Annotated in this window: 35 protein-coding genes and 1 pseudogene; 24 read left to right on the forward strand and 12 right to left on the reverse strand. The window is 63.4% G+C overall.

The window, feature by feature from the left end; genetic code table 11:
- Positions 1–276: 276 nt before the first annotated feature.
- The 3 genes from ON39_RS48445 to ON39_RS04795 all read right to left on the reverse strand — a co-directional run bounded on the left by ON39_RS48445 (position 277) and on the right by ON39_RS04795 (position 3,780).
- On the reverse strand, positions 277–1,002 hold the full coding sequence (locus tag ON39_RS48445; protein ID WP_146251078.1) for a hypothetical protein: 726 nt from the start codon (positions 1,000–1,002) through the stop codon (positions 277–279).
- Between the two features lie 202 nt (positions 1,003–1,204).
- Positions 1,205–1,441 carry a hypothetical protein gene (locus ON39_RS04790; protein WP_040731418.1) on the reverse strand — a complete coding sequence of 79 codons (237 nt, stop codon included), beginning with the start codon at positions 1,439–1,441 and terminating at the stop codon, positions 1,205–1,207.
- A 290-nt stretch (positions 1,442–1,731) separates the two neighbouring features.
- Complete coding sequence (locus ON39_RS04795) at positions 1,732–3,780, reverse strand: M13 family metallopeptidase (RefSeq protein WP_083894247.1); 2,049 nt, start codon at positions 3,778–3,780, stop codon at positions 1,732–1,734.
- A gap of 315 nt (positions 3,781–4,095) precedes the next feature.
- On the opposite strand from ON39_RS04795, the gene rplN reads away from it, so the two are divergent.
- The 8 genes from rplN (at position 4,096) to ON39_RS48450 (ending at position 8,392) form a co-directional block, all read left to right on the forward strand.
- Positions 4,096–4,464 carry a 50S ribosomal protein L14 gene (gene rplN / locus ON39_RS04800; protein ID WP_040731419.1) on the forward strand — a complete coding sequence of 123 codons (369 nt, stop codon included), beginning with the start codon at positions 4,096–4,098 and terminating at the stop codon, positions 4,462–4,464.
- Between the two features lies 1 nt (position 4,465).
- Entirely contained in the window at positions 4,466–4,783 is a 318-nt protein-coding gene (gene rplX / locus ON39_RS04805; RefSeq protein ID WP_040731422.1) for a 50S ribosomal protein L24, read from the forward strand.
- 1 nt (position 4,784) lies between these two features.
- A complete protein-coding gene (gene rplE, locus ON39_RS04810; RefSeq protein WP_040731426.1) occupies positions 4,785–5,348 on the forward strand; it encodes a 50S ribosomal protein L5 in 564 nt (187 codons plus the stop codon).
- 2 nt (positions 5,349–5,350) lie between these two features.
- On the forward strand, positions 5,351–5,536 hold the full coding sequence (locus ON39_RS04815) for a type Z 30S ribosomal protein S14 (protein ID WP_040731429.1): 186 nt from the start codon (positions 5,351–5,353) through the stop codon (positions 5,534–5,536).
- 600 nt (positions 5,537–6,136) lie between these two features.
- A complete protein-coding gene (locus ON39_RS04820) occupies positions 6,137–6,835 on the forward strand; it encodes a hypothetical protein (RefSeq protein WP_040731432.1) in 699 nt (232 codons plus the stop codon).
- Entirely contained in the window at positions 6,835–7,146 is a 312-nt protein-coding gene (locus ON39_RS04825) for a hypothetical protein (RefSeq protein ID WP_146251077.1), read from the forward strand. The genes ON39_RS04820 and ON39_RS04825 overlap by 1 nt, the downstream gene beginning before the upstream one ends.
- A 17-nt stretch (positions 7,147–7,163) precedes the next feature.
- Positions 7,164–7,961, forward strand: a complete 798-nt coding sequence (locus tag ON39_RS04830; protein WP_110293493.1) for a hypothetical protein — start codon at positions 7,164–7,166, stop codon at positions 7,959–7,961.
- Positions 7,961–8,392: a hypothetical protein gene (locus tag ON39_RS48450; protein WP_146251076.1), complete on the forward strand. Its 432-nt coding sequence runs from the start codon at positions 7,961–7,963 to the stop codon at positions 8,390–8,392. Before ON39_RS04830 ends, ON39_RS48450 begins: the two co-directional genes overlap by 1 nt.
- Positions 8,393–8,559: 167 nt before the next feature.
- Here ON39_RS48450 and ON39_RS04835 read toward each other — a convergent pair whose 3' ends face one another.
- Together ON39_RS04835 and ON39_RS46715 are read right to left on the reverse strand one after the other, a co-directional pair.
- Positions 8,560–8,790, reverse strand: coding sequence for a DUF7683 domain-containing protein (locus tag ON39_RS04835; RefSeq protein WP_040731436.1), 231 nt, complete (start codon positions 8,788–8,790; stop codon positions 8,560–8,562).
- A gap of 47 nt (positions 8,791–8,837) precedes the next feature.
- Entirely contained in the window at positions 8,838–9,092 is a 255-nt protein-coding gene (locus tag ON39_RS46715) for a colicin E3/pyocin S6 family cytotoxin (RefSeq protein WP_083894248.1), read from the reverse strand.
- A 116-nt stretch (positions 9,093–9,208) separates the two neighbouring features.
- Between ON39_RS46715 and ON39_RS04845 the strand changes: the two genes are divergently transcribed.
- From ON39_RS04845 to ON39_RS04870, 6 genes are all read left to right on the forward strand, one after another.
- A complete protein-coding gene (locus ON39_RS04845; RefSeq protein WP_040731438.1) occupies positions 9,209–9,520 on the forward strand; it encodes a WXG100 family type VII secretion target in 312 nt (103 codons plus the stop codon).
- A gap of 9 nt (positions 9,521–9,529) precedes the next feature.
- Positions 9,530–9,832 (forward strand): WXG100 family type VII secretion target, encoded by a 303-nt coding sequence (locus ON39_RS04850; RefSeq protein ID WP_040731440.1) that lies wholly within the window; start codon positions 9,530–9,532, stop codon positions 9,830–9,832.
- The gene (locus tag ON39_RS49975) at positions 9,829–11,172 is read left to right on the forward strand and encodes a WXG100-like domain-containing protein (protein ID WP_040731442.1); all 1,344 of its coding nucleotides are present in this window, start codon (positions 9,829–9,831) and stop codon (positions 11,170–11,172) included. The genes ON39_RS04850 and ON39_RS49975 overlap by 4 nt, the downstream gene beginning before the upstream one ends.
- A complete protein-coding gene (locus ON39_RS04860) occupies positions 11,172–11,516 on the forward strand; it encodes a hypothetical protein (RefSeq protein WP_040731443.1) in 345 nt (114 codons plus the stop codon). The genes ON39_RS49975 and ON39_RS04860 overlap by 1 nt, the downstream gene beginning before the upstream one ends.
- A gap of 58 nt (positions 11,517–11,574) precedes the next feature.
- Entirely contained in the window at positions 11,575–11,964 is a 390-nt protein-coding gene (locus tag ON39_RS46960; RefSeq protein WP_083894249.1) for a hypothetical protein, read from the forward strand.
- Positions 11,965–12,571: 607 nt separating this feature from the next.
- The gene (locus ON39_RS04870) at positions 12,572–12,928 is read left to right on the forward strand and encodes a DUF6086 family protein (RefSeq protein WP_040731445.1); all 357 of its coding nucleotides are present in this window, start codon (positions 12,572–12,574) and stop codon (positions 12,926–12,928) included.
- Between the two features lie 13 nt (positions 12,929–12,941).
- Here the strand turns inward: ON39_RS04870 and ON39_RS04875 are convergent, their stop codons facing one another.
- On the reverse strand, positions 12,942–13,523 hold the full coding sequence (locus tag ON39_RS04875; RefSeq protein WP_040731447.1) for a Uma2 family endonuclease: 582 nt from the start codon (positions 13,521–13,523) through the stop codon (positions 12,942–12,944).
- Positions 13,524–13,898: 375 nt separating this feature from the next.
- Here ON39_RS04875 and rpsH point away from each other — a divergent pair, with 375 nt between their 5' ends.
- From rpsH to ON39_RS51370, 10 genes and pseudogenes are all read left to right on the forward strand, one after another.
- Positions 13,899–14,297: a 30S ribosomal protein S8 gene (gene rpsH, locus ON39_RS04880; RefSeq protein WP_014981717.1), complete on the forward strand. Its 399-nt coding sequence runs from the start codon at positions 13,899–13,901 to the stop codon at positions 14,295–14,297.
- A 14-nt stretch (positions 14,298–14,311) separates the two neighbouring features.
- Entirely contained in the window at positions 14,312–14,851 is a 540-nt protein-coding gene (rplF, locus tag ON39_RS04885) for a 50S ribosomal protein L6 (protein ID WP_040731451.1), read from the forward strand.
- Between the two features lie 2 nt (positions 14,852–14,853).
- Entirely contained in the window at positions 14,854–15,261 is a 408-nt protein-coding gene (rplR, locus tag ON39_RS04890) for a 50S ribosomal protein L18 (RefSeq protein ID WP_040731454.1), read from the forward strand.
- Between the two features lie 28 nt (positions 15,262–15,289).
- Positions 15,290–15,955, forward strand: a complete 666-nt coding sequence (rpsE, locus tag ON39_RS04895) for a 30S ribosomal protein S5 (protein ID WP_040731457.1) — start codon at positions 15,290–15,292, stop codon at positions 15,953–15,955.
- Positions 15,955–16,134 carry a 50S ribosomal protein L30 gene (gene rpmD, locus ON39_RS04900; RefSeq protein WP_040731460.1) on the forward strand — a complete coding sequence of 60 codons (180 nt, stop codon included), beginning with the start codon at positions 15,955–15,957 and terminating at the stop codon, positions 16,132–16,134. The genes rpsE and rpmD overlap by 1 nt, the downstream gene beginning before the upstream one ends.
- A 1-nt stretch (position 16,135) precedes the next feature.
- Complete coding sequence (rplO, locus tag ON39_RS04905) at positions 16,136–16,579, forward strand: 50S ribosomal protein L15 (protein WP_040731463.1); 444 nt, start codon at positions 16,136–16,138, stop codon at positions 16,577–16,579.
- Between the two features lie 184 nt (positions 16,580–16,763).
- Complete coding sequence (gene secY, locus ON39_RS04910) at positions 16,764–18,086, forward strand: preprotein translocase subunit SecY (protein ID WP_040731466.1); 1,323 nt, start codon at positions 16,764–16,766, stop codon at positions 18,084–18,086.
- Positions 18,083–18,640: an adenylate kinase gene (locus ON39_RS04915; RefSeq protein WP_040731468.1), complete on the forward strand. Its 558-nt coding sequence runs from the start codon at positions 18,083–18,085 to the stop codon at positions 18,638–18,640. The genes secY and ON39_RS04915 overlap by 4 nt, the downstream gene beginning before the upstream one ends.
- Before the next feature lie 22 nt (positions 18,641–18,662).
- On the forward strand, positions 18,663–19,463 hold the full coding sequence (map, locus tag ON39_RS04920) for a type I methionyl aminopeptidase (RefSeq protein WP_040731470.1): 801 nt from the start codon (positions 18,663–18,665) through the stop codon (positions 19,461–19,463).
- Between the two features lie 258 nt (positions 19,464–19,721).
- Positions 19,722–20,061 (forward strand): annotated as a pseudogene (locus ON39_RS51370) (type II toxin-antitoxin system PemK/MazF family toxin).
- Positions 20,062–20,602: 541 nt separating this feature from the next.
- On the opposite strand, the gene ON39_RS04930 reads toward ON39_RS51370, so the two are convergent.
- The 6 genes from ON39_RS04930 to ON39_RS04955 form a co-directional block, all read right to left on the reverse strand.
- Entirely contained in the window at positions 20,603–21,394 is a 792-nt protein-coding gene (locus tag ON39_RS04930; protein WP_040731472.1) for a class I SAM-dependent methyltransferase, read from the reverse strand.
- Between the two features lie 201 nt (positions 21,395–21,595).
- A complete protein-coding gene (locus tag ON39_RS04935) occupies positions 21,596–22,024 on the reverse strand; it encodes a DUF4254 domain-containing protein (RefSeq protein WP_040731488.1) in 429 nt (142 codons plus the stop codon).
- On the reverse strand, positions 22,021–22,479 hold the full coding sequence (locus tag ON39_RS04940) for a hypothetical protein (protein WP_040731474.1): 459 nt from the start codon (positions 22,477–22,479) through the stop codon (positions 22,021–22,023). Before ON39_RS04940 ends, ON39_RS04935 begins: the two co-directional genes overlap by 4 nt.
- Before the next feature lie 387 nt (positions 22,480–22,866).
- Complete coding sequence (locus ON39_RS04945) at positions 22,867–24,390, reverse strand: hypothetical protein (RefSeq protein WP_246002843.1); 1,524 nt, start codon at positions 24,388–24,390, stop codon at positions 22,867–22,869.
- Positions 24,391–24,547: 157 nt separating this feature from the next.
- A complete protein-coding gene (gene dtd, locus ON39_RS04950) occupies positions 24,548–24,991 on the reverse strand; it encodes a D-aminoacyl-tRNA deacylase (protein ID WP_040731490.1) in 444 nt (147 codons plus the stop codon).
- Between the two features lie 48 nt (positions 24,992–25,039).
- On the reverse strand, positions 25,040–25,410 hold a 371-nt coding region (locus ON39_RS04955), incomplete at its 5' end, for a tetratricopeptide repeat protein (RefSeq protein WP_303621513.1).

Below are 25,410 nucleotides of genomic sequence, written 5' to 3' on the forward strand. Positions count from 1 at the left end.
GTCGCACTTGAGCGCTTCCGAGGTAAGGGGGTTTTGTCGATCACCTTTCGTCAGCATTGAGTCCGTTGTGGCCAACACTGCCGGTGCGTGAGCAGGCGCTAGCTGCTGTCATCACCATATCCTCGATCAGACGTCATTCGCTTGGTCAGACGATGCTCCTAGCGCTGTATGCTGTGCAGTCTGCTGAGAACACGGTGGTCGGCGCGGTAGCGCCCGTCAGGCGATATCGGGGGTTCGGACCGCTGGCCCCGATGCGAACACGGTTCCGCCCGATTCCTACTGACGTTCGAGGTGTGCTAGTTCAGGATACTTCGCCCGTAGGTCGAAGGCCCGCGCCTGCTCATCCGACTCTGGTGTGGTCATGCCCGCGGTCCACGTAGCATCGGAGACCGGAAGCATTGCGCACAGGTCGTTGAAGAGTTCGTCACGTTTCACCGAGTCGACGAGGTGGAGGCCAACGTAGATACTGAGATTGCGGCGCTCGCCGGGATCAATGTCCGTGTGCGCTGCGCGCCAGCGTCGTTCGAGCCAGGGTTTCGGTGTTGCGCTGGCGCAGTGCCGGGTCTGCCAAGAAAGGCCGTTGACAGATTCGGCTCGCGTTCGAACAAAGCCGTCGACCACCGCGGCAAGGTCTGCGACCTCGGCTTCCGTTGTAAAGATCTGAAACTCAAATTCTTGTACGAAGGGACACGGAGTGATCGCTGCACTTGGTGGCTCCGACGGCACATACTCGACTGTAACCGATTTATTGGATCGAGCATCGATCGCAGGGAGTGGGGGTAAGCCATCGACAATTTCTTTTTGCCACTCATCGATGGTCAGTGGCCGGTCCCAAGCCTCCGTCCCGTACCATCGGCGATTCTCTAGCATAGCCAATGCTACGTGCTCCACCCCTAGATAGTGATAGCCTTTGCTGTTGGAAATGTCTGCCGCACGTTCCAGCATCTGTGCGAGCGTGAATGTGACATCACCCTTCACTCGCAGCTGATTATTGTCGGTCATGAACTGGATGATAATCTCAGTGCCGACGATGCGCTAGGAACTCGACTGCCACATGCTGCTACTTGGCAGTGGAGTGCCCAGTGCCGGAGCAACATGACGGTGTCGTGTACTTTCGTACATCAACGTGATTGTCTGTGTAGCAACGGGTTTCGTGCTTCGTGGCTTGCCGGACGTCCGGCTGACGTCCGGCAAGCAAGATGTGCTACACCCGCCGGATCAGCCAGCCGTCGAACTTGCCGCCACGGCATACGCCGATCCAAGCCTGATCGGGCTCGGACTGGGGTGCATTGAAATCGGGCTCTCCACCCATCCGGATGCAGTCGTTCGGCCAGATGGTTCCGGGGGACGGCGGAATCGGTGAAGCCTGGGCTGTTGAGCCGAAGATGATTCCGCCGACAGCGGCGAGTGGCAGAATGAGGGCACCAAACTTGTACTTCATTTATCTACCTCGATTGTTCTATTTGCGATCTGTTGCTCATGCATGATCGCTTTGAATATATAGGCTGAAGTAAACGTCACGCCAAGGCGTGTGGTCGGATTGGCAGCATGTTCGAAATGCTGTCAGAGAACTGCCATATTCAATACCGTTGGTAGACGCATTGATGTATTATCAGCCAGCGCATACCGCCGAACTACGGCGCGCCAGGCCCGCTCATGTCGATGCACGTCCTCACTTGTTACGGCGGCTCGGTCCGCTGCTATACGGCCGGCGGTGCCCGGCTGCCCATCTCACAGCGTGACGCGCTGGTCCTCGGCCAGGAAAAGCTTGTCCCCGGCGACCACTCCGAAGGTCGTATAGAACTCGGCGATATTGCGCACCACCTGGTTGGCGCGAAACTCGTTGGGCGAGTGCACGTCCCTGGCGAGCAGCAGCTCCTTGCGCTGCGTGGTGAGCTGCTGCCGCCAGATCCTGGCCCAGGAGAAGAACATCGCCTCGAGATCCGGCTTGACGCCGTCACGTTCGGCGGCCGCGCGATAGGCGGCCAGCGCGATCTGCAATCCGCGCAGGTCGGCCAGGTTCTCGCCGACGGTCAGCGCGCCGTTGACGTGCTTGCCCGGATCCAGCCCCTCGGGCACCAGCGCGTCGTACTGCGCGATGAGCTGCTTGGTCTTGGCCTCGAACGCGGCCGTGTCCTCGGCGGTCCACCAGTCGCGCCGGTTGCCGTCGCCGTCGTACTTGGCGCCCTGATCGTCGAAGCCATGCCCGATCTCGTGGCCGATGACCGCCCCGATGCCGCCGAAGTTCACCGCGGCCGCGGCGTCGGCGTCGAAGAAGGGCGGTTGCAGGATCGCCGCGGGGAAGGTGATCTGGTTCGCGTTCGGGTCGTACATGGCGTTCACCGTCTGCGGCGGGAAACCCCACTCTTCCCGGTCGACCGGTGTGCCGAGTTTGCCGAAGGCCCGGCCGGTATGGAAAGACCTTGCGGCACGCAGGGATTCGACCAGCTTGCCCCTGCTGATCTTGACGCCGGAGTAGTCGACCCAGGTGTCCGGGTAGCCGATCTTGGCGACGATCTTGTCGAGTTTCGCGAGCGCGGCCGTCTTGGTCTGCGGCGACATCCACGACGAGCCGGTGAAATCCCGCCGGTACGCGGCCATCAGATCGGCGACGAGCGCCTTGGCGCGGTCCTTGGCCTGTTCCGGAAAGTTCTGCGCCACATAGAGTTTGCCGAACGGCTCGCCGAGATACGTGTTGACGGTGTCGAGTCCGTCCTTCCACGGCTCCTGACGCTGAGCCCGACCCTGCAACGTCTTCTCCACGAACTCGAACGCCGGATCCGCCACGGCCTTCGGCAGATACGGGGCGAACTCCTTGACGACCGCGACGCGCAAATACTCTCGCCACTGAGCGATATCGACCTCGGCCCATACCTGCCCCGCCGTCGTGACGAACGACGGCTGCCGGACCACCACCTTCTCGAACAGCTGCCTCGGCCGATCGGTGCAGCCCGTCAGCCAGGCGTCCCACTCGAATTCCGGTGCGAGCTTTACCAATTCGGACCAACCGAGCAAGTTGTAGGTGGTGTCCGGGTCACGGTCGCGCACGCTGTCCCAGTAGCCGGCGGCCATCTTGGTTTCCAGCGCGAGCACCCGCTGCGCCGTGCCCGGCGGGTCGGCCAGGCCCGCGCCCGCGGCGATGTCCTTCAGATAGGCCTGATAGGCGGCGAGCTGCTCGGCGTACTCGTGCTTGCGGTAGTACTGCTCGTCCAGGTTGGCGTCGATCCCGGACTGGCTGATCTGGGCGATATAGCTGCCGGAGTTCTTCTGGTCGACCACCACCTGAAGTCCGATCAGGCCCGCGACGGGCAGGGCGCCCATGACCCGCGCCAGCTCCGCCTTGGTCTGCGCGCCGTCGATCGCGGCGATCAGGTCGGCGATCGGCGTCAGGCCGAGCCGCTCGATCTCGTCGCGGTCGAGCCTGGCGTCGTAGAGGTCGCGGATCTGCTGTTCGGTTGAGCCGGGTCGCGGATCGCGGATGCCCTCGACGATGCCGCGCAGCTGCCGATCGGTGCGGTCGGCGGCCTCGTCGAAGGAGCCGAACGACGATTTGTCCGGCGGCAGCCGGTACTCCGTGAGCCAGGCGCCGTTGACGTGCCGATAGAGATCGTTCTGCGGTCGGATCGCCGGGTCGGCCCCCGCCAGGTCGACGCCGGTGAGCTTGACCGCCGAATTCTGCGAACTCGGGGAGCACGAGGCCACCGTCGCCGCGGCGGGCACGGCCGCGAGGGCGAGCAGGAAGGCGCGGCGATCGAGACGGGCGGACGAGCTCACGAGCATCCCCTTTTCGGTACGGTCGAGCCGAACGGTGCTTCTCCATTTGATCTTGCTCGGTCCGACCGTACCGGCGCCGACGACGCGCCCGTCGTGACCTAGACCCCGATTTGGGAACGACCTGCGGGTTCACCTACACTAGAGCGGTTGCCTGCGGGAGCTATGCCCGCAATCCGGCAGTGAACCCCCAGTGGTTGGTTCTCGAGTTGCACATTCGGATCCAGAAGACCGCTGGCAGGCGCGCGTCCGGAGGGCAACTGACCATGCCCGTCGGGTCGGCAATCCGGCGTGCGTATACATCCAGGTCCAGGAGGAGCTGAAGTGATTCAGCAGGAGTCGCGACTGCGCGTCGCCGACAACACGGGCGCGAAGGAAATCCTTTGCATCCGCGTTCTCGGTGGTTCGTCGCGTCGCTATGCCGGTATCGGCGACATCATCGTCGCTACCGTGAAGGACGCCGTCCCCGGCGGCAACGTCAAGAAGGGTGAGGTCGTCAAGGCCGTCATCGTGCGCACCACCAAGGAGCGCCGTCGCCCGGACGGTTCCTACATCAAGTTCGATGAGAACGCCGCCGTGCTCATCAAGGCGGACAACGACCCGCGTGGCACTCGCATCTTCGGCCCGGTCGGCCGGGAACTGCGCGAGAAGAGGTTCATGAAGATCGTTTCGCTGGCCCCGGAGGTGCTCTGACATGAAGGTGCACAAGGGCGACACCGTGCTCGTCATCTCGGGTAAGGACAAGGGCGCTAAGGGCAAGGTCATCCAGGCCTACCCGGACCGCAACCGCATCCTGGTCGAGGGCGTGAACCGGATCAAGAAGCACGTCGCGAACTCCACCAACCAGCGTGGCGCCTCTTCGGGTGGCATCGTGACCCAGGAAGCCCCCATCCACGTCTCCAACGTGATGGTCGTCGACTCCGATGGCAAGCCGACCCGCGTCGGCTACCGGACCGACGAGGAGAGCGGCAAGCGGGTCCGGATCTCCCGTAACAACGGGAAGGACATCTGACATGACTACCTCCGAGCAGACCCAGCCGCGTCTCAAGGCGCGCTACCGGGCCGAGATCAAGGACGCGCTGAACAGCGAGTTCAACTACGCCAACGTGATGCAGATCCCCGGCGTGGTCAAGGTCGTCGTGAACATGGGTGTCGGCGACGCCGCCCGCGACGCGAAGCTGATCAACGGTGCGGTCCGCGACCTCGAGCTGATCACCGGTCAGAAGCCGGAGATCCGCAAGGCGACCAAGTCGATCGCGCAGTTCAAGCTGCGTGAGGGCATGCCCATCGGCGCGAAGGTCACCCTGCGTGGCGACCGCATGTGGGAGTTCCTGGATCGCCTGGTCTCCATCGCGCTGCCCCGTATCCGCGACTTCCGCGGCCTGTCGCCGAAGCAGTTCGACGGCAACGGCAACTACACGTTCGGCCTCAGCGAGCAGTCGATGTTCCACGAGATCGACGTGGACTCCATCGACCGTCCGCGCGGTATGGACATCACCGTCGTGACCACCGCGACGAACAACGAAGAGGGCCGCGCCCTGCTCAAGCACCTCGGCTTCCCGTTCAAGGAGAACTGACGATGGCCAAGAAAGCACTGCGGATCAAGGCTGAGGCCAAGCCGAAGTTCGCCGTCCGCGCCTACACCCGTTGCCAGCGCTGCGGTCGCCCGCACGCGGTCTACCGCAAGTTCGGCCTCTGCCGTGTGTGCCTGCGCGAAATGGCGCACCGCGGTGAGCTGCCGGGCGTGCACAAGAGCTCCTGGTGATTTCGCACTCCTCGTGAGTGCACTCGCCTAGGTCGTAACTGAACAAAGGGCACGGTCTCCAGCCGGAGACCGTGCCCTTTGTGCGTTCAATCCCGTTACCTCAGTTCAGCTTCGAGTTCTGGGCGGAGGGGCCGTCTGAGGGCGAGGCGGACCGCCGGCTTCAGTCGCTGGCGCGAACTCCCGGCAACCGTATTCGAATGCCAGGACTGCCAGAACGTTTGACAACCCGGACAACGCGAGACAGGGTAACTGCGTCCGCCATTGGTAGTGGCCAACGTGAGTGGGGTTGAGGAAGATTCTAGAGAAGACCACGTTGTTGTCTGCATGTTCGGCCGACGAGCGCCGCGAGGTGTCGTGATGGCCGGCGGCTTTTACAACCATTATGACGAGCCTGATGAGTATTGGGACGAGGAACCGCTCCGCCCGACGCCCAAACCGCCTCCTGCAGTGCCGGCTCCGCAAGGCCCTGTCGGCCAGCCTCCCTCCTGGGAGCAGCCGGTCGCTCCACCATCGAGCCCTACTGTTCCGCGTGTGGACTCTCCTCCAGATGCCCGGCCAATTTCTCCTGGTCCGCCGACTTATCCGACTGGAATAGCCGGCTTGGACTTTCGCAATCTGGTCGACGACTTGGACCGGCTGCAGACGGAATTAGGCGCTCAGGCTGCCGAGTACGAGTGGATCGATCGGGTCAGTCGTACGATGGAACGAGCAGGACAAGATCCCAGCGGCACCGTGCAGACAACAATCGACCGCCACAACTTCCCGATACAGTTCACCATCGCGCGTGACTGGCAGGCACGGCTTGGCGGGCGACGACTCGACGCAGCGCTGATCGAGGCAGTTGGCGTCGCGTTCGCAGATGGCTGGCGGAACGCGACCGAAGAGGTACGGCGTGCACGAGAACTGGGCGAGCAGCCTCCACCGCAGCCCAACGAACTGGCCGCGACTGTACCGCCGATCGACCGACCACTGGGCGAGATTATAGAAGATATATTAGCTATGTCTGCCGACTCGACTGCTGCAACCGGCCGGGGCGAGGCCGTACACAAATCGGAGCATGATGTACGAATCCGGTTCGGATTCTCCGCATACGGAATTTCGTCGTGCGAAATCGATCAAGACTGGGCGCAGCGCCATGCGGTCAGTCGAGTCGTCACGGAAATAAATAGCCAATTGATCGCGCAGCGGCAACAATACTTTGCCGACAATGAGACGAAGCCAAAGGTCGGGAGATTGTTGACCGCAGCTGAACAACTGATCGGCTTGCTGCAGAATGGCGATTTGATGAGGTGGCAATAATGGCGCCGACAGCGGCACAAATATCTGTAGCGCTTGCCGCGCTACGGACGCAAGCGACCGGTTGGGCTGAGCGAGCGACCACGACTGCCGATCTTGCTACCGAGGTGGTGACGTACAAATACACCGAGCGGGAGGCCGGTCTTTTCGACGGCTTCATCGACGAGTACGACAAAGTCATCGATTTGCTAGCCGCCCGTCTGAAGGAAGGTGAGTTGGCTTTCAAAGAGATAGCTCGAACATTGAACACGGTAGCCGGTGTCTATGAGCAAGAAGACCTCGCTCGTGAGCACGAATTGCGTAACCTTTACTAGATCTGAGGGGGAGTTAGATGGATCTGTCTACGGCTCAAATGCAGCAAATCTCTAAAGACCTTATCGATAAAGTAGAAGAGCTGGCCGGTTTGCCGAGCGAGATTCGTAACACCTTCAATAATGCGGCGAATTCCGCTATTGTAAGGTATGTATTGCGAAACGGTGACGAGATTATCGAGCTGGGTAACAAGTTCGCCGACGCCATCAGTGACCTGTGGGACAAGTTTACGGAGTCGCTCAAAGGTCTGGCAGCGCCGGGATTCTTCATCAGCACTTCGTTCGACTGGGCAGATTTTGCTGCAAAAGCGAACAAGATGGCGGCGGAACTGGAAGATACAGCCGTCAAAGTCGACAGCTACTGGCAGGGTTCTGCGGCCTCGGCGTACGGTACCGCAATCGCCCCCCAGCGGACGGCCATGGCACGAGTCGGTTCGGTTGCAAATTCGGCGCGGAGTGCGATGATCACCGTTGGCACCGCCGGAATCGCCTTCTATGCGTCCCTGTTGGGTATCGGAATCTCTATCGTCATCGAGGCGACCGTGGAGGTACTCGGTGCAGGGACAGGAATCGGTGCGATTCCAGCCGGTATCGCCGGCCTGATCACCGCCGCGAAGTTTGCGGCATTAGTCACCGCCGCCATTACCGGTTTTGTTTCGATCCTCAACTCTGAACTGACGCAGGCTCAAGCGTTGCAAGTAGAACTGGACAACCCTCAGGGCTTCCCATCCGGGCACTGGCCGACAACAGGTGCGGCTGGCTTCAGCGACGCTACTGTGATGGATGGCGATGCGGACTGGTCGGTGAAGACGGCGTAATGACCTCGAACCCGGATGCGTATAAGTCAGCAGTTTTAGCTCGTCGAATCGCGCGGATTCGCGTTGTCGTCGCGACCTCGGCCTCGATATTTATGTTCGCGGTGTCTGCCGGAATCGTCTTGTTGTTTCGTTACTCCGATCCGTCGGCAACTGGGTTCACCAACACCGAGAACATCACATTGCTCATCGCAACGGTTTCCGCCGTAGTGTTCGTATGCGTTGGAATACTCTTGTATCGTGGTCGTGCTGGCGTGGGAATGTTCCGCGGGGCGGAAGTCGTACTCTGGCTCGACTTTATTGTCCTCGGTGTATCAGCCATTGCGCTGTTGGCAATAGGGTCAGCTTCCGCAGTTGTCTGGATAGCGGCCATCGGCTTCGGTTTCGATTTAGCGCGACAACTCAGGCAAGGCCCGCTCCCACGCGCAGTGTGAACCAACCACGCAGATCAGAGTCGCGTGGCGGCAGTTCAGGGTTCGGGTGCACCCGGTGGTTGGCGGACATGCCATCGCACTGGCAGCGGTGTGGCGTACTGATGGAATGATCAACGCGCACAAGGTAATCCACGACGGCTCCTCGATGTTTGTCCAAGAGCACCGCTCTACTGACGATAGAAACCGACCTGGTAGTCGCAGTCTTCATCCACCACAAACGGATCGCTGATATGTTTTCCCAGTTCGGCTGCCTGCTCCGAGGTGACGTCGTGACCGTAGATCTCGATGCCGTCCTCGATGCCGAGAAACTTCTTCAGTGTCCGGAGATCCAGGTCGGGAAGCGGATATTCGATCACCAGTGTCCCGGTCTTCTTGTCGTAGGCTTCCAAATAGTTCACGTTGTCTCCAAAGGGTTTTCGATCGCTCCGGTCTTCGTGATATCGGCTCACCGACCCGGCTTACGACCGGCCTCCGGCGGTTTGTTCTGCTCACCCGAGTTAGCGTCGTACTCGCCGAGGTGCTTGCCGTTCTTGCTGTACTTCTCCATCGCGCCGTGTTGATAGTCCCACTCGTAGAGATTGCCGTCGCTGTCTTCCCGCCGCTGCCTGTACCGGGGGCCGACCTTCTTGACCGGCCGAGCCTTCGGGTAGCCACGCCGATGGCCGCCGCTTCTGCCGCGGTGGGGCGTGTCGATGTCTATCGGCGGCTGGTCAGCAGTCCGCGCAGAGGTCGAGGGAACCGGGGCGACGTCTTGTGCGTCATAGTAAGAACGGGGTCGCTGACCGCCGCCCGAATCGCCAGCGAGAGGAGTCGGTTATGAGAGATCCGTCGTCGCTGTCGGTTGAGCCCGAAGAAGTGAAGGCGTTAGGGCGCATGGCCTATGACATCGCGGAAGAGTTGAAGTCCGGATATTCCTCGCTGGTGACCGAGACGAAGGCCACGATCGATAGTTGGGCGGGTAACAATGCGGGTGCGTTCACCGCCGCGTGGGAGGAGTTCCATGAGGGCGCGGATCAGGTGTGGGATGCGTTGTTGGAACTGGCGGAGAAGCTGGGGGTGACGGCTGAGACGTTGCGCTCGGCCGATCAGTCCTTCGCCGCCGGTGTCAGTTCTTTGGATCTGCCGTGAGGGGGCCTGATGTCTGCTGATACGCCGGCGTTTTCGGTGGATTTGGACAAGCTCGAGGAGTTGGCCGCGCGTATGCGCGCCTACAAGGCGGCGGTGGCCGATCGGCTGGCGCAGCTCGAGGCGAAGGCCAAGCAGGTCGAGGGCGTGTGGGTCGGTGCCGCGGCGACGGCCTACAGTCAGGCGCACTCCGAGTGGGTCGCGGGGGTCACCGATATGCAAGACGGGCTCGCCGCTCTGGAATCGGCGTTGAAGACCGCCCATGAGAGCTACACCAACGCCGGCACCGAGGCCCGCCGGATCCTGGGCATATGAGCAAGCTCGAGGTCGACCCCAAGGTCTATTACCAGGCCGCCACGAACTGCTTCGACGCCGCCGCCGCGCTCAACGACAGCTTCAAATACGTTTTCGGCGAGCTCAACAGCTGCGGGCACATGGCAGGCCGGGACGAAGACGGCCGGGCTTGGGCCGCCTCCTACGACGAGTCCGCCCGCGACGCGGTCGCCTTCTTCGACCAGACCTTCACCACTCTTCGCGCCTACGGCACCGCCCTCAACGACCTCGGTTTCGAACACGCCAAATCCGATGCGACGCTGAAGGGTACGGCGCAGCCGGATCGCCCGCAGGATGCGGCATCAACAGTGGTGTTCGGCCCCTACGCCCTGCCCGCGTCGGCGGCCGGTGGAACTCCCCAGGGTTTGGCGAAGGCGTCCATCGAGGTTCTCGACGCGATCAATTGCCCCCTCCCCGACGGCAACACCGACACGTTGACCAAGGCCGCTGATGCCTGGGACCGTCTCGGCACGATCTACCAGAACACCAACGCCAAAGACAAAATCACCATCGCCGCAAGCCTTTTCGACGACGTCACCTCCAGCGACGCGGTGCAGGTCCGCGAAGATTTGAAGACGATCGAGACCTCCATCGCGGCCCTGCTCGACACCTGCAAACAGATCAGCAAAACCTGCCTCGACTACAAAGAATCCATCGTCGAGCTCCGCAACGAGATCAAGGGCTTCATCGACTCGATCATCCAAGAAGCCGCCATCGACGCCACCGTCACGGTGATCGCCACCTGCCTCACCGGCGTCGGCGGCCTCATCGCCGGCGCCAAAGCCGTAGAATCCGCCCGCCGCTGGGCCGTCCGCATCAAGGAAGCCGTAACCGCCTGGCGCGCCCGCAAAGTCCTCCAGCTCAAAGGGCTCGCCGACGATGCGAAGACCGCCTTGGCGAAAGGCAAGCAGGCAGTCAAAGACCTATATGACCGGCTGCCTGGAAAGCGTGGCCGCAATGTTGATGTCGTACCTAAAGCGCAGCCGAAGGCCATTGTCGACGACAAAAAATTTGACTATCTCTTCGGCAAAGCGGCGGACGATCCGCATAATACGCCGAGGTCGATTCAGAATCAATCGCAACTCAATCGAGTCGGCGTCTTTGACAATCCGGCTGGAAGAGATCTGCTGAGCCGTCACTTCGACGAGGTGATCAGGTCCGATGACAATATTTCTCGAACTTTCTCCACTGAATTCGGTGACTTTCAAGTGAGAGAATCGCTCTTCGCTGGCCCGAATGGTATCTTGAAGTTCGAAACGACGTGGCAAACAACGCCAGAGGGTCTGCGCTTAACTACTGTCATCCCGAAGGGTGGAGCATAATGTCCGACCATGAGTTCATAGTGCCGGAGGAGTCGGAGTTTCTCGAAACGTTCGGCGCGGAACGCGTTGCTATCCCGGGAACCATCGCCTCTTTCGTAGTCGATATTGTCCCCGACGACTGTAACAAAGTGGAGCTGTCATATGACGTGATTGCTCGATCTGTTCGTGTGCGATGGATGCAGGATTCAACGCTTCTTATGGATATTTTTCGTGAGCAGGTGAACCGCATCGCCGTCGATAGGAAGGGGATCGTCAGAATCTCCGCAAGAGGAGGCGATTTGTCTGGGGAACTTACGATTGAGGTGTATCCGGTTCAAATCACCGACGTGTTCCTTGTGCGATGAATCATACAAATATGCGGGGTATTTTTATTGATTGCGTCGGTAGATCGGGAGCCCGACAATGGTTCGAAACTATACTGAATATCGAAGCTTGCATGGCATCTATTTAGAAGACGGCTATGTCCTCGATATTGTGGAGAGTGCTTCCGAGATCAGATTTGTGCTCGAAGCTGTCTTGATGCCCGAACATGCTCTGTATCGTACGCCTATGACCGGTGAGTGGTACTGCTATGCGGAAGGCGCCCTAGTATTCGGTGAAAGTCGTGATATTGAATGGCTTAAGCTCTCATTCAAAAGGTACAAGGACGCAGCCGGTATTGAGGATTGGGGAAACATCGATTCTTTGACCGATTCGGATGGTGTGTACACGGCAGTCGGTGACTGGGGTGGGGTCCGCATTCGTAGTGGCACTGATCCTGAGTTCATCATCTCTGACAGTTGGGCAAAGTAGTGTTTCGTGAAGTATATTCAATGTTCGGAATATTGGTAGCGTTGCGGGGATCTAACCACTATGTATGAATCGGTGAGCTCGTATAATGGCATTAGTCTACTATTTTGAAGTCGCGACACCACTGGCTGTGGAGCAGGTTGCTCGAGTTTGGTAGATGTCGCCGTCGAGTATGATCTCTCGGATAGTCCGATCGATGCCAAGGATGTATCGGAGATCGGGATGGTCACTCGGCTCGGTACGTGGACCAAGGTGGTTGAGGCGAAACCGCCCGCATGGGGAGACTCGGTCGAGGAGGATTTCTGTTTCACGCCGACGGTGCGAGTGATGTTTCTATATTAAAATTTACGGACATCGTGGCACGGGGCGATGACATGGTTCGGATAGTATCCAGACTTCTGGATGAGTTCCAGGAAATCTGGTGCTGTCTATGAGTGACTCTATCACTGTGTGGCTCCTTCGCCGAAACAATATTTTAGATTTGAGACGGATGATAATATATGGAGCCATCGACGATTGGCGATGATTTCTGACCCCTATCGGCGAATGAATCACTCATTTACCTGGCTTTTGTCGATACTTTCCGCCGAACGCCCACAGAGCAGGTGAAATGAGTTACGTTTTCGATGTAAACGGCGAGACGGTGTGGAGCCCATCGTTACGGGTTGGTGACCTGTATGTCCGGATGGCTCGGGAAGTCGGGTCGGTCCTGGGTGTGACGACCGGACTCAACCCGCTGGCTTTGGATATGTGGGATGTGGATATCAACACCTTCGAGGGCTTCGTAAGGCTAATGCACGAAACCTATTTCACGAGCGGGCATCCGGTGCTCAAGGGCCTTCTCGAAGGCGTCCTCGCACCGTCCATCGTGATCCTCGAGCGCGGAGGCGGAGAAATCATCCTCGGCACCACTGAGGAGCGAGAGTTTCGCGATCGAGCCCTGGCCATGCCGATGGCTCGGCGATAGGCACATAGGGCGGCTATCTTGTCAGGTCGGCGAAGCTGATTTCGCCGAGCACAACGTGTTCGAGTTCGATGAATCCTTCGCGGTGCAGGCGGTGTAACCGGTACTCGGCGGCGTGGGCGTCGAGGCGGAACTCGCGGACCTCTTCGATGTCGTACTTGGTGTCGAGAGAAACGACCAGGTAAGCAGGGATGCCCGCACGGGCGTACTGAACCTTTTTGTCGAGCAGATCCTCGGCCGCGGTGGACGGTGAGGAGACTTCGACGACGATCAGGGCATCGCCTGCTTCCGGCTTCGCGCCGCGCTCCGGCAAGCAGCGGTAAACCGTCACATCCGGTCGGCGGAACGTGAACTTCGGTACCCGCCAGAGGACGACGTCGATATCGGTTTCGACGCGCACACACGGTTCGATACTCGGCAACTGCTCGAGGGCGCCGGCGAGCCGACGCGCGACCCGATTGTGCTCCGGTACCGGTGAGTCGCGCACGATCACATGTCCGTGCACAACCTCGATCTCACGCGAGAGGTGCTCGGACAGGTTGCGGTACTCCGCCTCGGTCATCTCGTGCGGCAGGACAGCCGACGGTTCGAGCGTCATGCCTGAAAAGGTATCTACTCGGTCCTACGCCGGATCTCCACGCGGATCGGTATCGGCGGGCCTTCTGTCGCCCGGGTGTCGCCGCCGAGCGATCCTGCGCCTGGGCTGAGGGGCGTTCACCGGTCGCACCCGGATTTGGCTGTCAGCTGGGCGTTGTCTACACTAGACCGGTTGCCTGGGCACCTCTGTGTCCGCAGGTCTGTGCGCAGTGACTGCGGACACCTGTGACCCGCCCGGGCGCCGAGAACTCGTTCAGAGAACTCATCCGGTCGGCAAGCGTCGGCCGGACCAGCCCAATTGCTGTAGGCCCACGGTCGGCACCGGTGTGTCGGCGTTGCATGGGAACCGTAGCGAGAAAGGTGTCGAGGTCTAACCATGACCATGACTGATCCGATCGCGGACTTCTTGACTCGTCTGCGCAACGCCAACTCGGCGTACCACGATCAGGTGAAGGCTCCGCACTCGAAGCTCAAGGCGAACATCGCCGAGATCCTCAAGCGCGAGGGTTACATCGCCGATTACCGGACCGAGGACGCGACCGTGGGCAAGTCCCTCGTCGTCGACCTCAAGTACGGCCCCAGCCGTGAGCGCAGCCTGCAGGGCCTGCGCCGCGTCTCGAAGCCGGGTCTGCGTGTGTACGCGAAGTCCACCAACCTGCCCAAGGTCCTGGGCGGCCTCGGCGTGGCGATCATCTCCACGTCGACCGGTCTGCTCACCGATCGCCAGGCGGCCAAGCAGGGTGTAGGCGGGGAAGTCCTCGCCTACGTCTGGTAAGGGGAGGTAGGACAATGTCGCGTATCGGCAAGAAGCCCATCGCAATTCCGGCCGGCGTCGAGATCACCATCGACGGCCAGCACGTCTCGGTGAAGGGTCCCAAGGGCACCCTGACGCACACCGTCGCCGAGCCGATCACCATCAACAAGGGCGAGGACGGCCAGCTCGAGGTCGTGCGCCCGAACGACGAGCGCCAGAACCGCTCGCTGCACGGCCTGACCCGTACCCTCGTCGCCAACATGGTCGAAGGCGTGACCAAGGGCTACGAGAAGAAGATGGAAATCTTCGGCGTCGGTTACCGCGTGCAGGCCAAGGGCTCGAACCTGGAGTTCGCTCTGGGCTACAGCCACCCGGTGCCGATCGAGGCCCCGGAGGGCATCACCTTCGCGGTGGAGTCGCCCACCAAGTTCTCCGTGTCCGGAATCGACAAGCAGGCGGTCGGTCAGATCTCCGCTGTGATCCACGGACTGCGCAAGCCCGACCCGTACAAGGGCAAGGGCATCCGCTACGCCGGCGAGGTCGTTCGCCGCAAGGTCGGAAAGACGGGTAAGTGATCATGGCGCAAACCGAAAACCAGATCGCCAAGCGCAAGCCGCGTGGCAAGGACGTGTCCACGACGCGTCGTCTGTCGAAGACCCGCCGCCACTTCCGTCTGCGCAAGAAGGTCGCCGGCACCACCGAGCGTCCGCGCCTGGTGGTCAACCGCTCCTCGCGGCACCTGCACGCCCAGCTGGTCGACGATTCGATCGGCAAGACCATCGCCGCCGCGTCCTCGATCGAGGCCGACGTGCGCGCGCTGGACGGCGACAAGTCGGCCAAGAGCAAGAAGGTCGGCGAGCTGCTGGCCGAGCGTGCCAAGGCCGCCGGTATCGAGGCCGTCGTGTTCGACCGTGGTGGCCACGACTACCACGGCCGCATCGCGGCCCTCGCCGACGCTGCTCGCGAAGGTGGGTTGAAGTTCTGATGATCAAGACCAACGGAAGGAACGTCTGATGCCGGGACGTCAACGGCGTGACGGCGGCAACGGACCCGCCGGACAGCAGAATGGTGCCGCGGGCGGCGGCGACAACCGCGACGGGCGCGGCGGTGGCCGCGATCGCCGCGGTGGTGGCGACCGCCGCGACCAGCAGGCCGAGAAGAACCAGCTCGAGCGCGTAGTCGCGATCAACCGCGTCTCCAAGGTCGTGAAGGGTGGTCGTCGCTTCAGCTTCACCGCCCTCGTGATCGTCGGTGACGGCAACGGTCTGGTCGGCGTCGGCTACGGCAAGGCCAAGGAAGTTCCCGCGGCCATCCAGAAGGGTGTCGAGGAGGCTCGCAAGAGCTTCTTCCGCGTCCCGATGATCGGCAGCACCATCGTCCACCCGGTGCAGGGTGAGGCGGCGGCCGGTGTCGTCATGCTGCGCCCGGCCAGCCCGGGTACCGGTGTGATCGCCGGCGGCGCGGCGCGTGCCGTGCTGGAATGCGCTGGTATCCATGACATTCTGGCGAAGTCGCTCGGTAGCGACAACGCCATCAACGTCGTGCACGCGACGGTTGCGGCGCTCAAGCAGCTGCAGCGTCCGGAAGAGGTCTCGGCTCGCCGTGGCCTGCCGCTCGAGGACGTGGCCCCCGCGGGCATGCTCCGTGCGCGCGCTCAGGCCGCTGGAGGTGCCAGGTAATGGCGGATCTCAAGGTAACCCAGATCAAGAGCACGATCGGCGCCAAGAAGAACCAGCGTGACAGCATGCGCACGCTCGGTCTGCGCAAGATCCGGCAGACCGTGGTTCGCGAGGACAACCCGCAGAACCGGGGACTCATCAATGTCGTGCGCCACCTCGTGACAGTTGAGGAGGTCTGACATGACCATCAAGTTGCATCACCTGCGCCCCGCGCCCGGTGCCAAGACCGAGAAGACCCGGGTCGGCCGCGGTGAGGGTTCCAAGGGTAAGACGGCGGGCCGTGGTACCAAGGGCACCAAGGCGCGCAAGAACGTCCCGGCCGCCTTCGAGGGTGGGCAGATGCCGCTGCACATGCGGCTGCCCAAGCTCAAGGGCTTCACGAACCCGTTCCGTACGGAATACCAGGTCGTGAACGTCGGCGTGATCGCCAAGCTGTTCCCCGAGGGTGGCGAGATCGGCAAGGCCGAGCTCGTCGCGGCCGGCGCGGTTCGCAAGAACCAGCTGGTGAAGGTCCTGGGCGACGGCGAGATCGGCGTCGCGGTCCAGGTGACCGTCGACAAGGTGACCGGCGCGGCCAAGGAGAAGATCACCGCGGCCGGTGGCTCCGTCACCGAGCTGGGCTGACGGTACTCTGCACGTAGTGGCACCGGACGAGTGAAGGCTCGTCCGGTGCCACTGTTAGAGTTCAAGTTGTTGTCTGCCAAGCCTCGTCATGGTTTTCAGCGTCCCCACATGCCGGATCGCCGGATCTGGGGTATTGCTTGAAACATCCATGCCCTGACCACCATGTCGTTCGCCAGGAGGATCTGTGCTTTCCGCCTTCGTATCGGCCTTCCGGACTCCGGACTTACGGCGGAAGATTCTCTTCACGCTGGGGTTGATCGCGCTGTACCGCCTAGGTGCCGCGCTGCCGTCCCCCGGCGTCGATTACCAGGCCGTGCAGGACTGCATCAAGCAGGTCTCCGGCGGTGAGTCCGGCGGTATCTACCAGCTGATCAACCTGTTCTCCGGCGGCGCGCTCCTGCAGCTGTCGGTGTTCGCGATCGGCATCATGCCGTACATCACGGCGAGCATCATCATCCAGCTGCTGACGGTCGTCATCCCGCGGTTCGAGGAACTGCGTAAGGAAGGCCAGTCCGGCCAGACCAAGATGACGCAGTACACGCGTTACCTGTCGATCGCGCTGGCGATCCTGCAGGCGACCGGTCTCGTCGCGCTGGCCTCGCGCAAGCAGCTGCTGCAGGGCTGTGACAAGGACATCATCGCCGACAACGGCATCTTCGGCATGATCATCATCGTGCTGGTGATGACCGCCGGTGCGGCCCTTGTCATGTGGTTCGGCGAGCAGATCACCGAACGCGGTGTCGGCAACGGCATGTCGCTGCTGATCTTCGCCGGTATCGCCGCGCGCATTCCGACCGAGGGCAAGCAGATCCTGGACAGCCGCGGTGGCCTGGTGTTCGGCCTGGTGTGTTTCGCCGCGCTGGTGATCGTCACCGCCGTCATCTTCGTCGAGCAGGGTCAGCGGCGAATTCCGGTGCAGTACGCCAAACGCGTGGTCGGCCGGAAGATGTACGGCGGCTCCTCGACCTACTTGCCGTTGAAGGTCAACCAGGCCGGCGTCATCCCGGTGATCTTCGCGTCCTCGTTGCTGTACCTGCCCAACCTGGTCTCCCAGCTCACCTCCTCGCGGAACAATCCGGACCCGAGCTGGTGGCAGGAGATCATCGCCAAATACCTGGTGAATCCCGGCAACCCGGTCTACATCGCGATCTACTTCGGTCTGATCGTGTTCTTCACCTACTTCTACGTCGCGATCACCTTCAACCCGGAGGAACGCGCGGACGAGATGAAGAAGTTCGGTGGCTTCATCCCGGGGTACCGTCCCGGCAAGCCCACCGCGGACTACCTCAATCATGTGCTGAGCCGCATCACCCTCCCCGGCTCGATCTACCTCGGTCTCGTTGCTGTCCTGCCGAATCTTTTCCTCGATATCGGCGCTTCCGGTAACGGCCAGAACCTCCCGTTCGGCGGCACCGCGGTGCTGATCATGGTGAGCGTCGGCCTGGACACGGTGAAGCAGATCGAAAGTCAGCTGATGAATCGAAATTACGAAGGGTTCCTCAAGTGAGAGTTGTACTGCTCGGTCCGCCGGGTGCCGGCAAGGGCACCCAGGCCGTCCTGCTTTCGGAGAAACTGGGCGTCCCGCACATCTCCACCGGGGATCTGTTCCGCGCGAACATCAGCCAGCAGACCCTGCTCGGCCGCGAAGCGCAGAAGTACATGGACGCGGGCGATCTGGTGCCCAGCGACGTCACCAACCGCATGGTCGAGGCCAGGGTCAACGAGACCGACGCCGCCAACGGCTTCGTGCTGGACGGCTACCCGCGCACGGTCGACCAGGCCGACGCGCTGGAGAAGATCCTCGCCGAGATGGACAAGAAGCTCGACGCGGTGCTGAGCTTCGACGTGCCGGAGAGCATCGTCATCGAGCGGCTGGTCGAGCGCGGGCGCACCAGCGGCCGCAGCGACGACAACGCGGAGATCATCCACAACCGGATGGTCGTCTACCGCGACGAGACCGCGCCGCTGCTCGAGCACTACGACGGGCTGGTCGTTCAGGTGGACGCCGTCGGCACGATCGACGAGGTGCACGCGCGCGTGCTCCAGGCCCTGGGCCGCTGATGCCGTTCGCGACGGACCACTGATGGTCTTCGGCCGTAAAAGCAAGAAGGTGGTGCCCTTTCGCACCACGGGTGAGCTCGACGCCATGGCGGCGGCGGGCGCGATCGTCGGTCGCGCCCTCGTCGCGGTGCGCGCGGCCGCCAAGCCCGGTGTGTCCACCCTGGAGCTCGACGAGGTCGCCGAGCAGCTCATCCGGGACGCGGGCGCGGTGCCGTCGTTCAAGGGCTACCACGGGTTCCCGGGTTCGATCTGCGCATCGGTGAACGACCGTGTGGTGCACGGGATTCCGTCCGCGGAGGAGATTCTGACCGAGGGCGACCTGGTCTCCATCGACTGCGGCGCCATTCTCGATGGGTGGCACGGTGATTCGGCGTGGACGTTCGGCGTCGGCACCATCATCGACGCCGACCGGTTGCTCAGCGAGGCGACCAAGATGTCCATGGAGGCCGGCATCGAGGCCATGGTGCCCGGTAATCGGCTCTCCGACGTCTCGCACGCCATCGAGCTCGGCACGCGCGCGGCGGAGCGGGAGCACGGCCGCGCCTACGGCATCGTCGACGGCTACGGCGGCCACGCCATCGGCCGCGAGATGCACCTCGACCCGTTCCTGGCCAACGAGGGCGATCCGGGCAAGGGCCCGAAACTCGTGGTGGGATCGGTTCTCGCGATCGAGCCCATGCTCACCCTCGGCACCACCCAGACCCAGGTCCTCGACGACGACTGGACGGTCGTCACCGTCGACGGCACCCGCGCCGCCCACTGGGAACACACGGTGGCCGTGACCGAGAACGGCCCCCGCATCCTCACCCTCCGCCCGGAGTAACCCTCTTCCGGCGCGGTTATCCGACCGATTCCAGCTCGTAGCATGGGTATGGAGCTGAGTGCGAGCCGGTCGGGCGAAGACATGGCGACGCTCGACGCAGAGGTCCGCCGACACGGCCTGTCGGAGAGATCGGCCGCAGTCCATGGGGCAGTCGAGCCGTTGCGAAACCGCGCGATCGAGGACGCGTACGAACAAGCCTGGGAACTATGGTCGGAGGGTGGCGAGGAACAACTCTGGGCGCTTGCCGCCGCCGATGGCCTGGACGATGCGCCGCGGCAATCCGGTGCTGGCAAACTTGATCCGGTTCACGGCCATGAGGTAAGCAGCCGTGCCCAGCCGTCATTGGGAGCAATGACGGCGCCAACCGCCGCGCGACTCGGCGAGCCATCACAAGCATCCTGATCACCAGCAATACCGAAAGGGTTTCCCCTTCCAGGTGCTCCTGGAAGACGTTCCGGGTCTTCGGGTTTCGTCCAAGGCACAGGCCGAACAAGTTCGCTCCGTATCGGTGGAACGAGTCGGCCGTGTGCTCGGCCGGCTGACGGCCACGCTGCTGGCCGAGATCGATCGCGCCCTGCGACTCCATCTGAACTTGTAGACCGACTCCGATCGCGCGGAGGGGTACCGGGCGGCGACAGTGGGCGCCGTCGATCCCTGCCGACCCCTCCTGTGCGGAAGATCGAGCGGCGCAACGTTGTTCGCGACGGTGTCGGTCGGTTGCGCCGCGTGGCGAGGAGTCGATACGCACCGACGCCTGCGGGGTGGCGGCCCCGCAGGACGATCTCGCCTGATCGGCGATACCCAGCGGCTTTGCTGGATCGGTGTCGTCGTTCCTTGCGCCCTGTGCGCGCGACCGTGACGTTGTGGCCGGGCGGCGTTGCCCGGTGTCGAATCAGGCCGACATTCGGTGCCTGATTTCTACGGTTTCGAACTATGCCTTCAGCGTAGGTCCGGGTGGGTGGGTGGCACCCGAGTAGACAACTACTCGAATTCGATTGGCGCGGCCCGCAGTTCGAGTGGGCCCCACCCTCGCATGGAGTTGGTCACGTGACCGAAAATTGCGTGTGGTGTGCGAATTCCCTTGCGGCAGGTAGTCGGTCGCGTACCGACGAGGCGGCCGCAAGGGGCTCCGGAATCGATCAGCGCCGACGAAGTGTGGTGCGGAGCACCAAAGTCACCAGGGGAAGGTCGAATTCGCCCTCGGCCGTCTCCGGCCTGCCGCGCAGATACTCGGTGATGCGCCGCAGCACCTCGGCCCGCTGCTGCGGCGAGACGACCAGTGTGTGCGAATGCGTCCCGATGGTCGCGGTCAGCGACTCCGCGGTGCGCCGCTGGGCGTGTGGGAACTCGGCGGCCTCGAAGTCCTCGAACAGCGGATGCTCCGGCAACTTCCGCGAGACCAGCTCCAGCGGCGGAACCGAGGCGTCCGTGCGAGCGACGCGCCCCAATTCGGCGACCCAGTCCACCCGGGTGTCGTCGGTGTTCCACAGCGCCGCGAACGTACCGCCCTTCTGCAGCACCCGCGCGAACTCAGGGAAGGCGCGCTCCTGATCGAACCAGTGGAACGCCTGCCCGGCCACGATCGCGGCGACCGAGCCGTCGGCGAGCGGAATCTCCTCCGCCGTCCCCTCATACGCGCGCACCCCGGGCAGCCGCCGCATCAGCTCGATGCGCATGCCGTCGTCCGGCTCGACCGCGATCACCGTGGCGCCCGCGGCGAGCAGCCCCTCGGTGAGCTTGCCGGTGCCTGCGCCGAGGTCGAGCACGACCGGTGCGGGCACGGTCGGAACGGCCTCGAGGGCCCACCGGACGGCCGCCAGGGGATAGTCCGGCCGGTGTTCGGCGTAGTCGGTGGCCTTGGCGCCGAAGGAGGCCGCCCGCCGGGCATGGAGGGCACGCTTGCTCGCATCTCGATCAGTCGTATTCCCCATGCGCCCACCATAGGCCCTGTGTCGAAGTCCCATCCGGCGCCTCCGATGGCTGGATCGCCGCCTGGCCGCGTTGTCGTCGTCGCCGATACAAACCCGGTATCGGCTCCTCCTCCGCCTTGCCAGGCGACGATCCAGCCACCGGATGCATCCGGCCGGACTTCGACACAGGGCCTAAGCGGATAGGCGCCGAGTGCGTGAGATTTACGACGCGCCAGGCAACCGGCGCACGCCCGCGCAGACCTCGGCGGCGAGATCGTCGTAGCCGACGGCCAGTTCGGCGAGGCGCTGCCACGCGTCCCACAGGTCCCACTCGGACGCGCTCGCCAGCGCGGCGTAGGCGTTGGCGGTGAATTGGGCGAGCCGGTCGATCACGGCGCCGACCGTCTCGGTGTGCACATGCGCCGCGCCGTGCGCGGGCGGCAGCTGCACGGTGATCCAGCGATCGATGTCACGCACCAAACTCGCTCGCAGCGCGTCGATTTCGTCGGTCGCCTCACGGCCCGCGCCGAGCCTGCGCTCGTGCAGTGTGGTCAGTTCGTGCGCGCACCGCAGCAACGGGTTGTTCTGCGGGTGCTCGCCCCGGCATGCCTGCAGCACTTGCTGTTTGGCGGGAAGCTGTCCCGTCGTCATCGCGGCCCCATGTTCCGGCACGAGCGCACGGTGTCCACGATGGCCGCGCCGGACGGCCGAAACCCGTTCTCCGGGGCCACGATCCACTCCCGGTACCCGGCTTGCGAGTCGGCGGGGGAGGGCAGCGCGATCTCGCCGCCGACCGGCACGATCGAGACGTTGAGCCGGAACAGCTCGGCGAACAGCCGGACATCGTCGGGCAGGTCGGGCCGGATCAGAAAGGTCCAGCGCTTCGACCGTACGTGAGAGATGACGGGGCCCAATGGATTTCGGTGATATATCAAATCGTCGTGGACCTGCTGGCCGAGCGCGGCGGGCATGGTGATCGCACCGACGAATCCGGCCCGGACGATGATCCGCCCGATTTCTGGTAAGAAACCGGCGGGAAGGTCACAGGTATGGCGGTAGTAGGCGCATCGGGCGGCTGGAGTTTCCGCCAACGCCAGTTGGTCCATGAGAAGAGCCTCGACTAGCATCGTTGTCTGGTGAAGCCGCCCGAGCGGGTGTGCGGCGGTCGCTGAGGGTGACCTACGACACCGTTCGGGCGTGATCTCAGTAGAGCACTCCATGGCAGGGTATAAACGTTCCGTTCAATTAGTTCTCGAGTTGTTCGCCTGAACGTTTCGCGTAATCCGCCCGCCTGACGTGCGAATCGCCCGTCATTCCCCAGTTCCCGCGATCGCCGAGAATGGCAGGGTCGCGATCACCGGGTACTTTAATGCTCAATCTCCCGGCGCGACCCTGAGGCAAGAGCGACGTGCCCCTCGGCCCGCTGGTGTGGTTCATCTGGGCCCGCAACTCGACTATTCAGCCGATGCGGCCCACCGCCGCGGTGTGACGGGTCAGGGCGTCGTACGGAAGAACAACGCGCGATCACCGTGCTCGGCGAGCGGGGTGGTCGCGCTGATCTGCCGCAGCCCGCTCGACGGGAGGTAGGTGAGGTTCGCGAACATCTGCGTGTTGCCGAACGCCGCGCGCAGCTTCGTCTCGTTCGCGCGGTCGGCATTCAGGTCGGCCAGCATCTTGAAGTCCAACGGCGCCAACGGTTTATCCAGCGGCGCCTGCCCCGCCGGCCGGCCGAGCGCGGCGTACTGGGTGGCCGCGCCGTGCTCGTACCAGCACAGCTCGTAGGCGACGTGCTCGGTGACCGTGATCGCGGCCACCGGCCAGTCCTGGGACAGCCGCATCGCCAGCGGATGCTTGCCGACCGGCGTCAGCTCCCAGTTCAGGCTCATCACCGTCACCCAGCCGCCGTAGGGCTGATCGATCAGCACCACGTCGTCGCCGAGCTTCTCGGCGGTGTTCACCTCCGCGTCGGTGATCTTCCACCGATCCTCGCGCCCACCGAAGTAACTCACCCGATCCAGCGGATAAGCATCGTCGGTGGCGTACGCGCCGATGATCGCCGCGCGGATCTGCGCGATCGCGTCCGGCACGGGGCAGTACACGCTCAGCGCGCCGAAGCCGGTGCCGATCTGCACGGGCATCGAGGGCGGATCGGGCTCCGCGCCGGGCAGCAGCGGCCGCAGGCCGACCAGGGCGAGCTTCCAGTTGATCTCCTCGACGGTCGACAGGTCGCCCGAGGACTTGAACAGGATCTGCTGTTGGGTCAGCCGTCCCGCCTGCTCGAGCGTGCGGCAACCGAGCTCGGCGAGCGCCTTGTACGACTTCGGCGTCAGATCGAGATCCTGAATCCCGCACGCGCGCAACCGGATCGACATGCCCATCGAGGTGAACGCGGAGTATCGCTCCCGATACATCGACAGCGCCTGCTTGCGCGAACGCCCGACCATCAGCGTCCGCAGCAGCGTGCTCAGGCTCGCCAGGTACTTGCCCGAGAGTTCCGGATTCGCCGCGGCGAGCGCACTGCGAATCCGCGCCGCCTCCTCGGTCGCCGCGACCGCCGCGTCCTGATCGAGGCGGCCGAGCCACACGCCGCACTTGGAGAGTCCGTCGGCGCAGAGTCCCGCGACCTCCGGATGGATGCGCGCGACGTGCCGGTAGGTGTCGCACGCGCGACGGATGGTGGTGGTGGCGAGTTCTCGGCGACCGCTGTGCCGCGCCGCGAGCTCGACCGAGCGGAGGGCCTCGTTCAGCTCGCCGGCCAGGCGGGCGTTGAGCACCTGTCCGGTGGACAGCAGCCGCAACCGGATGGCGACCGCCTCCTCGGCGGGCGCGAGCGCGTCCCTGGTCCGGTCCCGTACCGACCCGTTGGTCTTAGTGGCGATGAAGCCCTTGGCCAGATCGACGAGCGAGGTGGCCAGTCGCAGATCCGCCTCGATCGAACGATCAAGCGCCGCATACCGATCCGCGGCGACCCGACGCTCCAGCGCGTCCAGATCCATCGCGTCCCTCGTTTCCAGCATGATCCTCCGCTAACCGGCGGCCTCGCGCCACCCGCAGTTCTGCGCACGAGTCTGTCATGGTTACGGGCTCGGCGCACCAGGATCCCCGGCGGGCGGCGCGGCCGGGGCGTAAGCGTTGGTGGTCAAGGTTTCTCGGCCCGCACGCGACCGGGTGATCTCACGCCTCGAGCAGCAGCGTGACCGGTCCGTCGTTGACCAGTTCGACGTGCATATGGGCGCCGAATCGCCCGGTCGCCACGGTGGCGCCGAGTTCGCGCAGCGCCTGGACGAACGCCTCGTAGAGCGGCTCCGCGACGAGCCCGGGCGCCGCCGCGTTCCAGGACGGCCGCCGGCCCTTGGTGGTGTCGGCGTAGAGCGTGAACTGACTGACCGCGAGGATCGGGGCGGCCAGGTCCGCGGCGGAGCGTTCGCCCTCCAGGATCCGCAGCCGCCACACCTTGTCGGCGAGCGCCTTCGCGGTCGCCTCGGTGTCGCCGTGGGTCGCGCCGACCAGCGCGAGCAGGCCGTGCGGAAGCCCGGACGCGACGGGATCGATGCGGCCGACGATCTCGTCGTCGACGCGCACCTGGGCCGAGGCCACTCGTTGCAGCAGAACTCGCACAGCCATTGATCATGCCGTGCCGGACCGGGGCGGCGGAGGCGGGTGCCGCTACCAGAGCGAGCGGGGGCGAATGTTGTTCGCGAGGTCGATCAGCGCGTAGCGGTGCAGCCGGTTCGACGTGGCCCGCGCCACCGCGCGCAGCACCGACTCCAGGCCGCCGCGCAAACCCGTCTCGGTATAGCGGAAGCCTAGGATCGTGGTGCGCGGATCCGGTTGTCCGCCTCGGTGCAACCAGGCGAGCGCGGCGCTCAGGACGATGGCCTGCAACTGCAGCAGTCGCGGCTCGTCCGGCAACGCGTGCAGGTGGGCCGCGGCGGCGTCGAGGTCCGCCTGGGTCAGCTCGGTGACCGGCTTGGTGACGAGCAGCAGGCACGCGGTCATTCGGGCGGCGTTGTGGTGCCGCGACGAATGCGGCACCT

Source organism: Nocardia tenerifensis NBRC 101015 (genome assembly GCF_000308715.1).
GTDB lineage: Bacteria > Actinomycetota > Actinomycetes > Mycobacteriales > Mycobacteriaceae > Nocardia > Nocardia tenerifensis.

Bases quoted from the DNA above. Each gene is read 5' to 3' on its own strand.
- ON39_RS48445 (WP_146251078.1), bottom strand. From the start codon at position 1,002: ATGACCGACAATAATCAGCTGCGAGTGAAGGGTGATGTCACATTCACG.
- ON39_RS04790 (WP_040731418.1), bottom strand. From the start codon at position 1,441: ATGAAGTACAAGTTTGGTGCCCTCATTCTGCCACTCGCCGCTGTCGGC.
- ON39_RS04795 (WP_083894247.1), bottom strand. From the start codon at position 3,780: ATGCTCGTGAGCTCGTCCGCCCGTCTCGATCGCCGCGCCTTCCTGCTC.
- rplX (WP_040731422.1), top strand. From the start codon at position 4,466: ATGAAGGTGCACAAGGGCGACACCGTGCTCGTCATCTCGGGTAAGGAC.
- rplE (WP_040731426.1), top strand. From the start codon at position 4,785: ATGACTACCTCCGAGCAGACCCAGCCGCGTCTCAAGGCGCGCTACCGG.
- ON39_RS04815 (WP_040731429.1), top strand. From the start codon at position 5,351: ATGGCCAAGAAAGCACTGCGGATCAAGGCTGAGGCCAAGCCGAAGTTC.
- ON39_RS04825 (WP_146251077.1), top strand. From the start codon at position 6,835: ATGGCGCCGACAGCGGCACAAATATCTGTAGCGCTTGCCGCGCTACGG.
- ON39_RS04830 (WP_110293493.1), top strand. From the start codon at position 7,164: ATGGATCTGTCTACGGCTCAAATGCAGCAAATCTCTAAAGACCTTATC.
- ON39_RS48450 (WP_146251076.1), top strand. From the start codon at position 7,961: ATGACCTCGAACCCGGATGCGTATAAGTCAGCAGTTTTAGCTCGTCGA.
- ON39_RS04845 (WP_040731438.1), top strand. From the start codon at position 9,209: ATGAGAGATCCGTCGTCGCTGTCGGTTGAGCCCGAAGAAGTGAAGGCG.
- ON39_RS04850 (WP_040731440.1), top strand. From the start codon at position 9,530: ATGTCTGCTGATACGCCGGCGTTTTCGGTGGATTTGGACAAGCTCGAG.
- ON39_RS49975 (WP_040731442.1), top strand. From the start codon at position 9,829: ATGAGCAAGCTCGAGGTCGACCCCAAGGTCTATTACCAGGCCGCCACG.
- ON39_RS04860 (WP_040731443.1), top strand. From the start codon at position 11,172: ATGTCCGACCATGAGTTCATAGTGCCGGAGGAGTCGGAGTTTCTCGAA.
- ON39_RS46960 (WP_083894249.1), top strand. From the start codon at position 11,575: ATGGTTCGAAACTATACTGAATATCGAAGCTTGCATGGCATCTATTTA.
- ON39_RS04870 (WP_040731445.1), top strand. From the start codon at position 12,572: ATGAGTTACGTTTTCGATGTAAACGGCGAGACGGTGTGGAGCCCATCG.
- ON39_RS04875 (WP_040731447.1), bottom strand. From the start codon at position 13,523: ATGACGCTCGAACCGTCGGCTGTCCTGCCGCACGAGATGACCGAGGCG.
- rpsH (WP_014981717.1), top strand. From the start codon at position 13,899: ATGACCATGACTGATCCGATCGCGGACTTCTTGACTCGTCTGCGCAAC.
- rplF (WP_040731451.1), top strand. From the start codon at position 14,312: ATGTCGCGTATCGGCAAGAAGCCCATCGCAATTCCGGCCGGCGTCGAG.
- rplR (WP_040731454.1), top strand. From the start codon at position 14,854: ATGGCGCAAACCGAAAACCAGATCGCCAAGCGCAAGCCGCGTGGCAAG.
- rpsE (WP_040731457.1), top strand. From the start codon at position 15,290: ATGCCGGGACGTCAACGGCGTGACGGCGGCAACGGACCCGCCGGACAG.
- rpmD (WP_040731460.1), top strand. From the start codon at position 15,955: ATGGCGGATCTCAAGGTAACCCAGATCAAGAGCACGATCGGCGCCAAG.
- rplO (WP_040731463.1), top strand. From the start codon at position 16,136: ATGACCATCAAGTTGCATCACCTGCGCCCCGCGCCCGGTGCCAAGACC.
- map (WP_040731470.1), top strand. From the start codon at position 18,663: ATGGTCTTCGGCCGTAAAAGCAAGAAGGTGGTGCCCTTTCGCACCACG.
- ON39_RS04930 (WP_040731472.1), bottom strand. From the start codon at position 21,394: ATGGGGAATACGACTGATCGAGATGCGAGCAAGCGTGCCCTCCATGCC.
- ON39_RS04935 (WP_040731488.1), bottom strand. From the start codon at position 22,024: ATGACGACGGGACAGCTTCCCGCCAAACAGCAAGTGCTGCAGGCATGC.
- ON39_RS04940 (WP_040731474.1), bottom strand. From the start codon at position 22,479: ATGGACCAACTGGCGTTGGCGGAAACTCCAGCCGCCCGATGCGCCTAC.
- ON39_RS04945 (WP_246002843.1), bottom strand. From the start codon at position 24,390: ATGCTGGAAACGAGGGACGCGATGGATCTGGACGCGCTGGAGCGTCGG.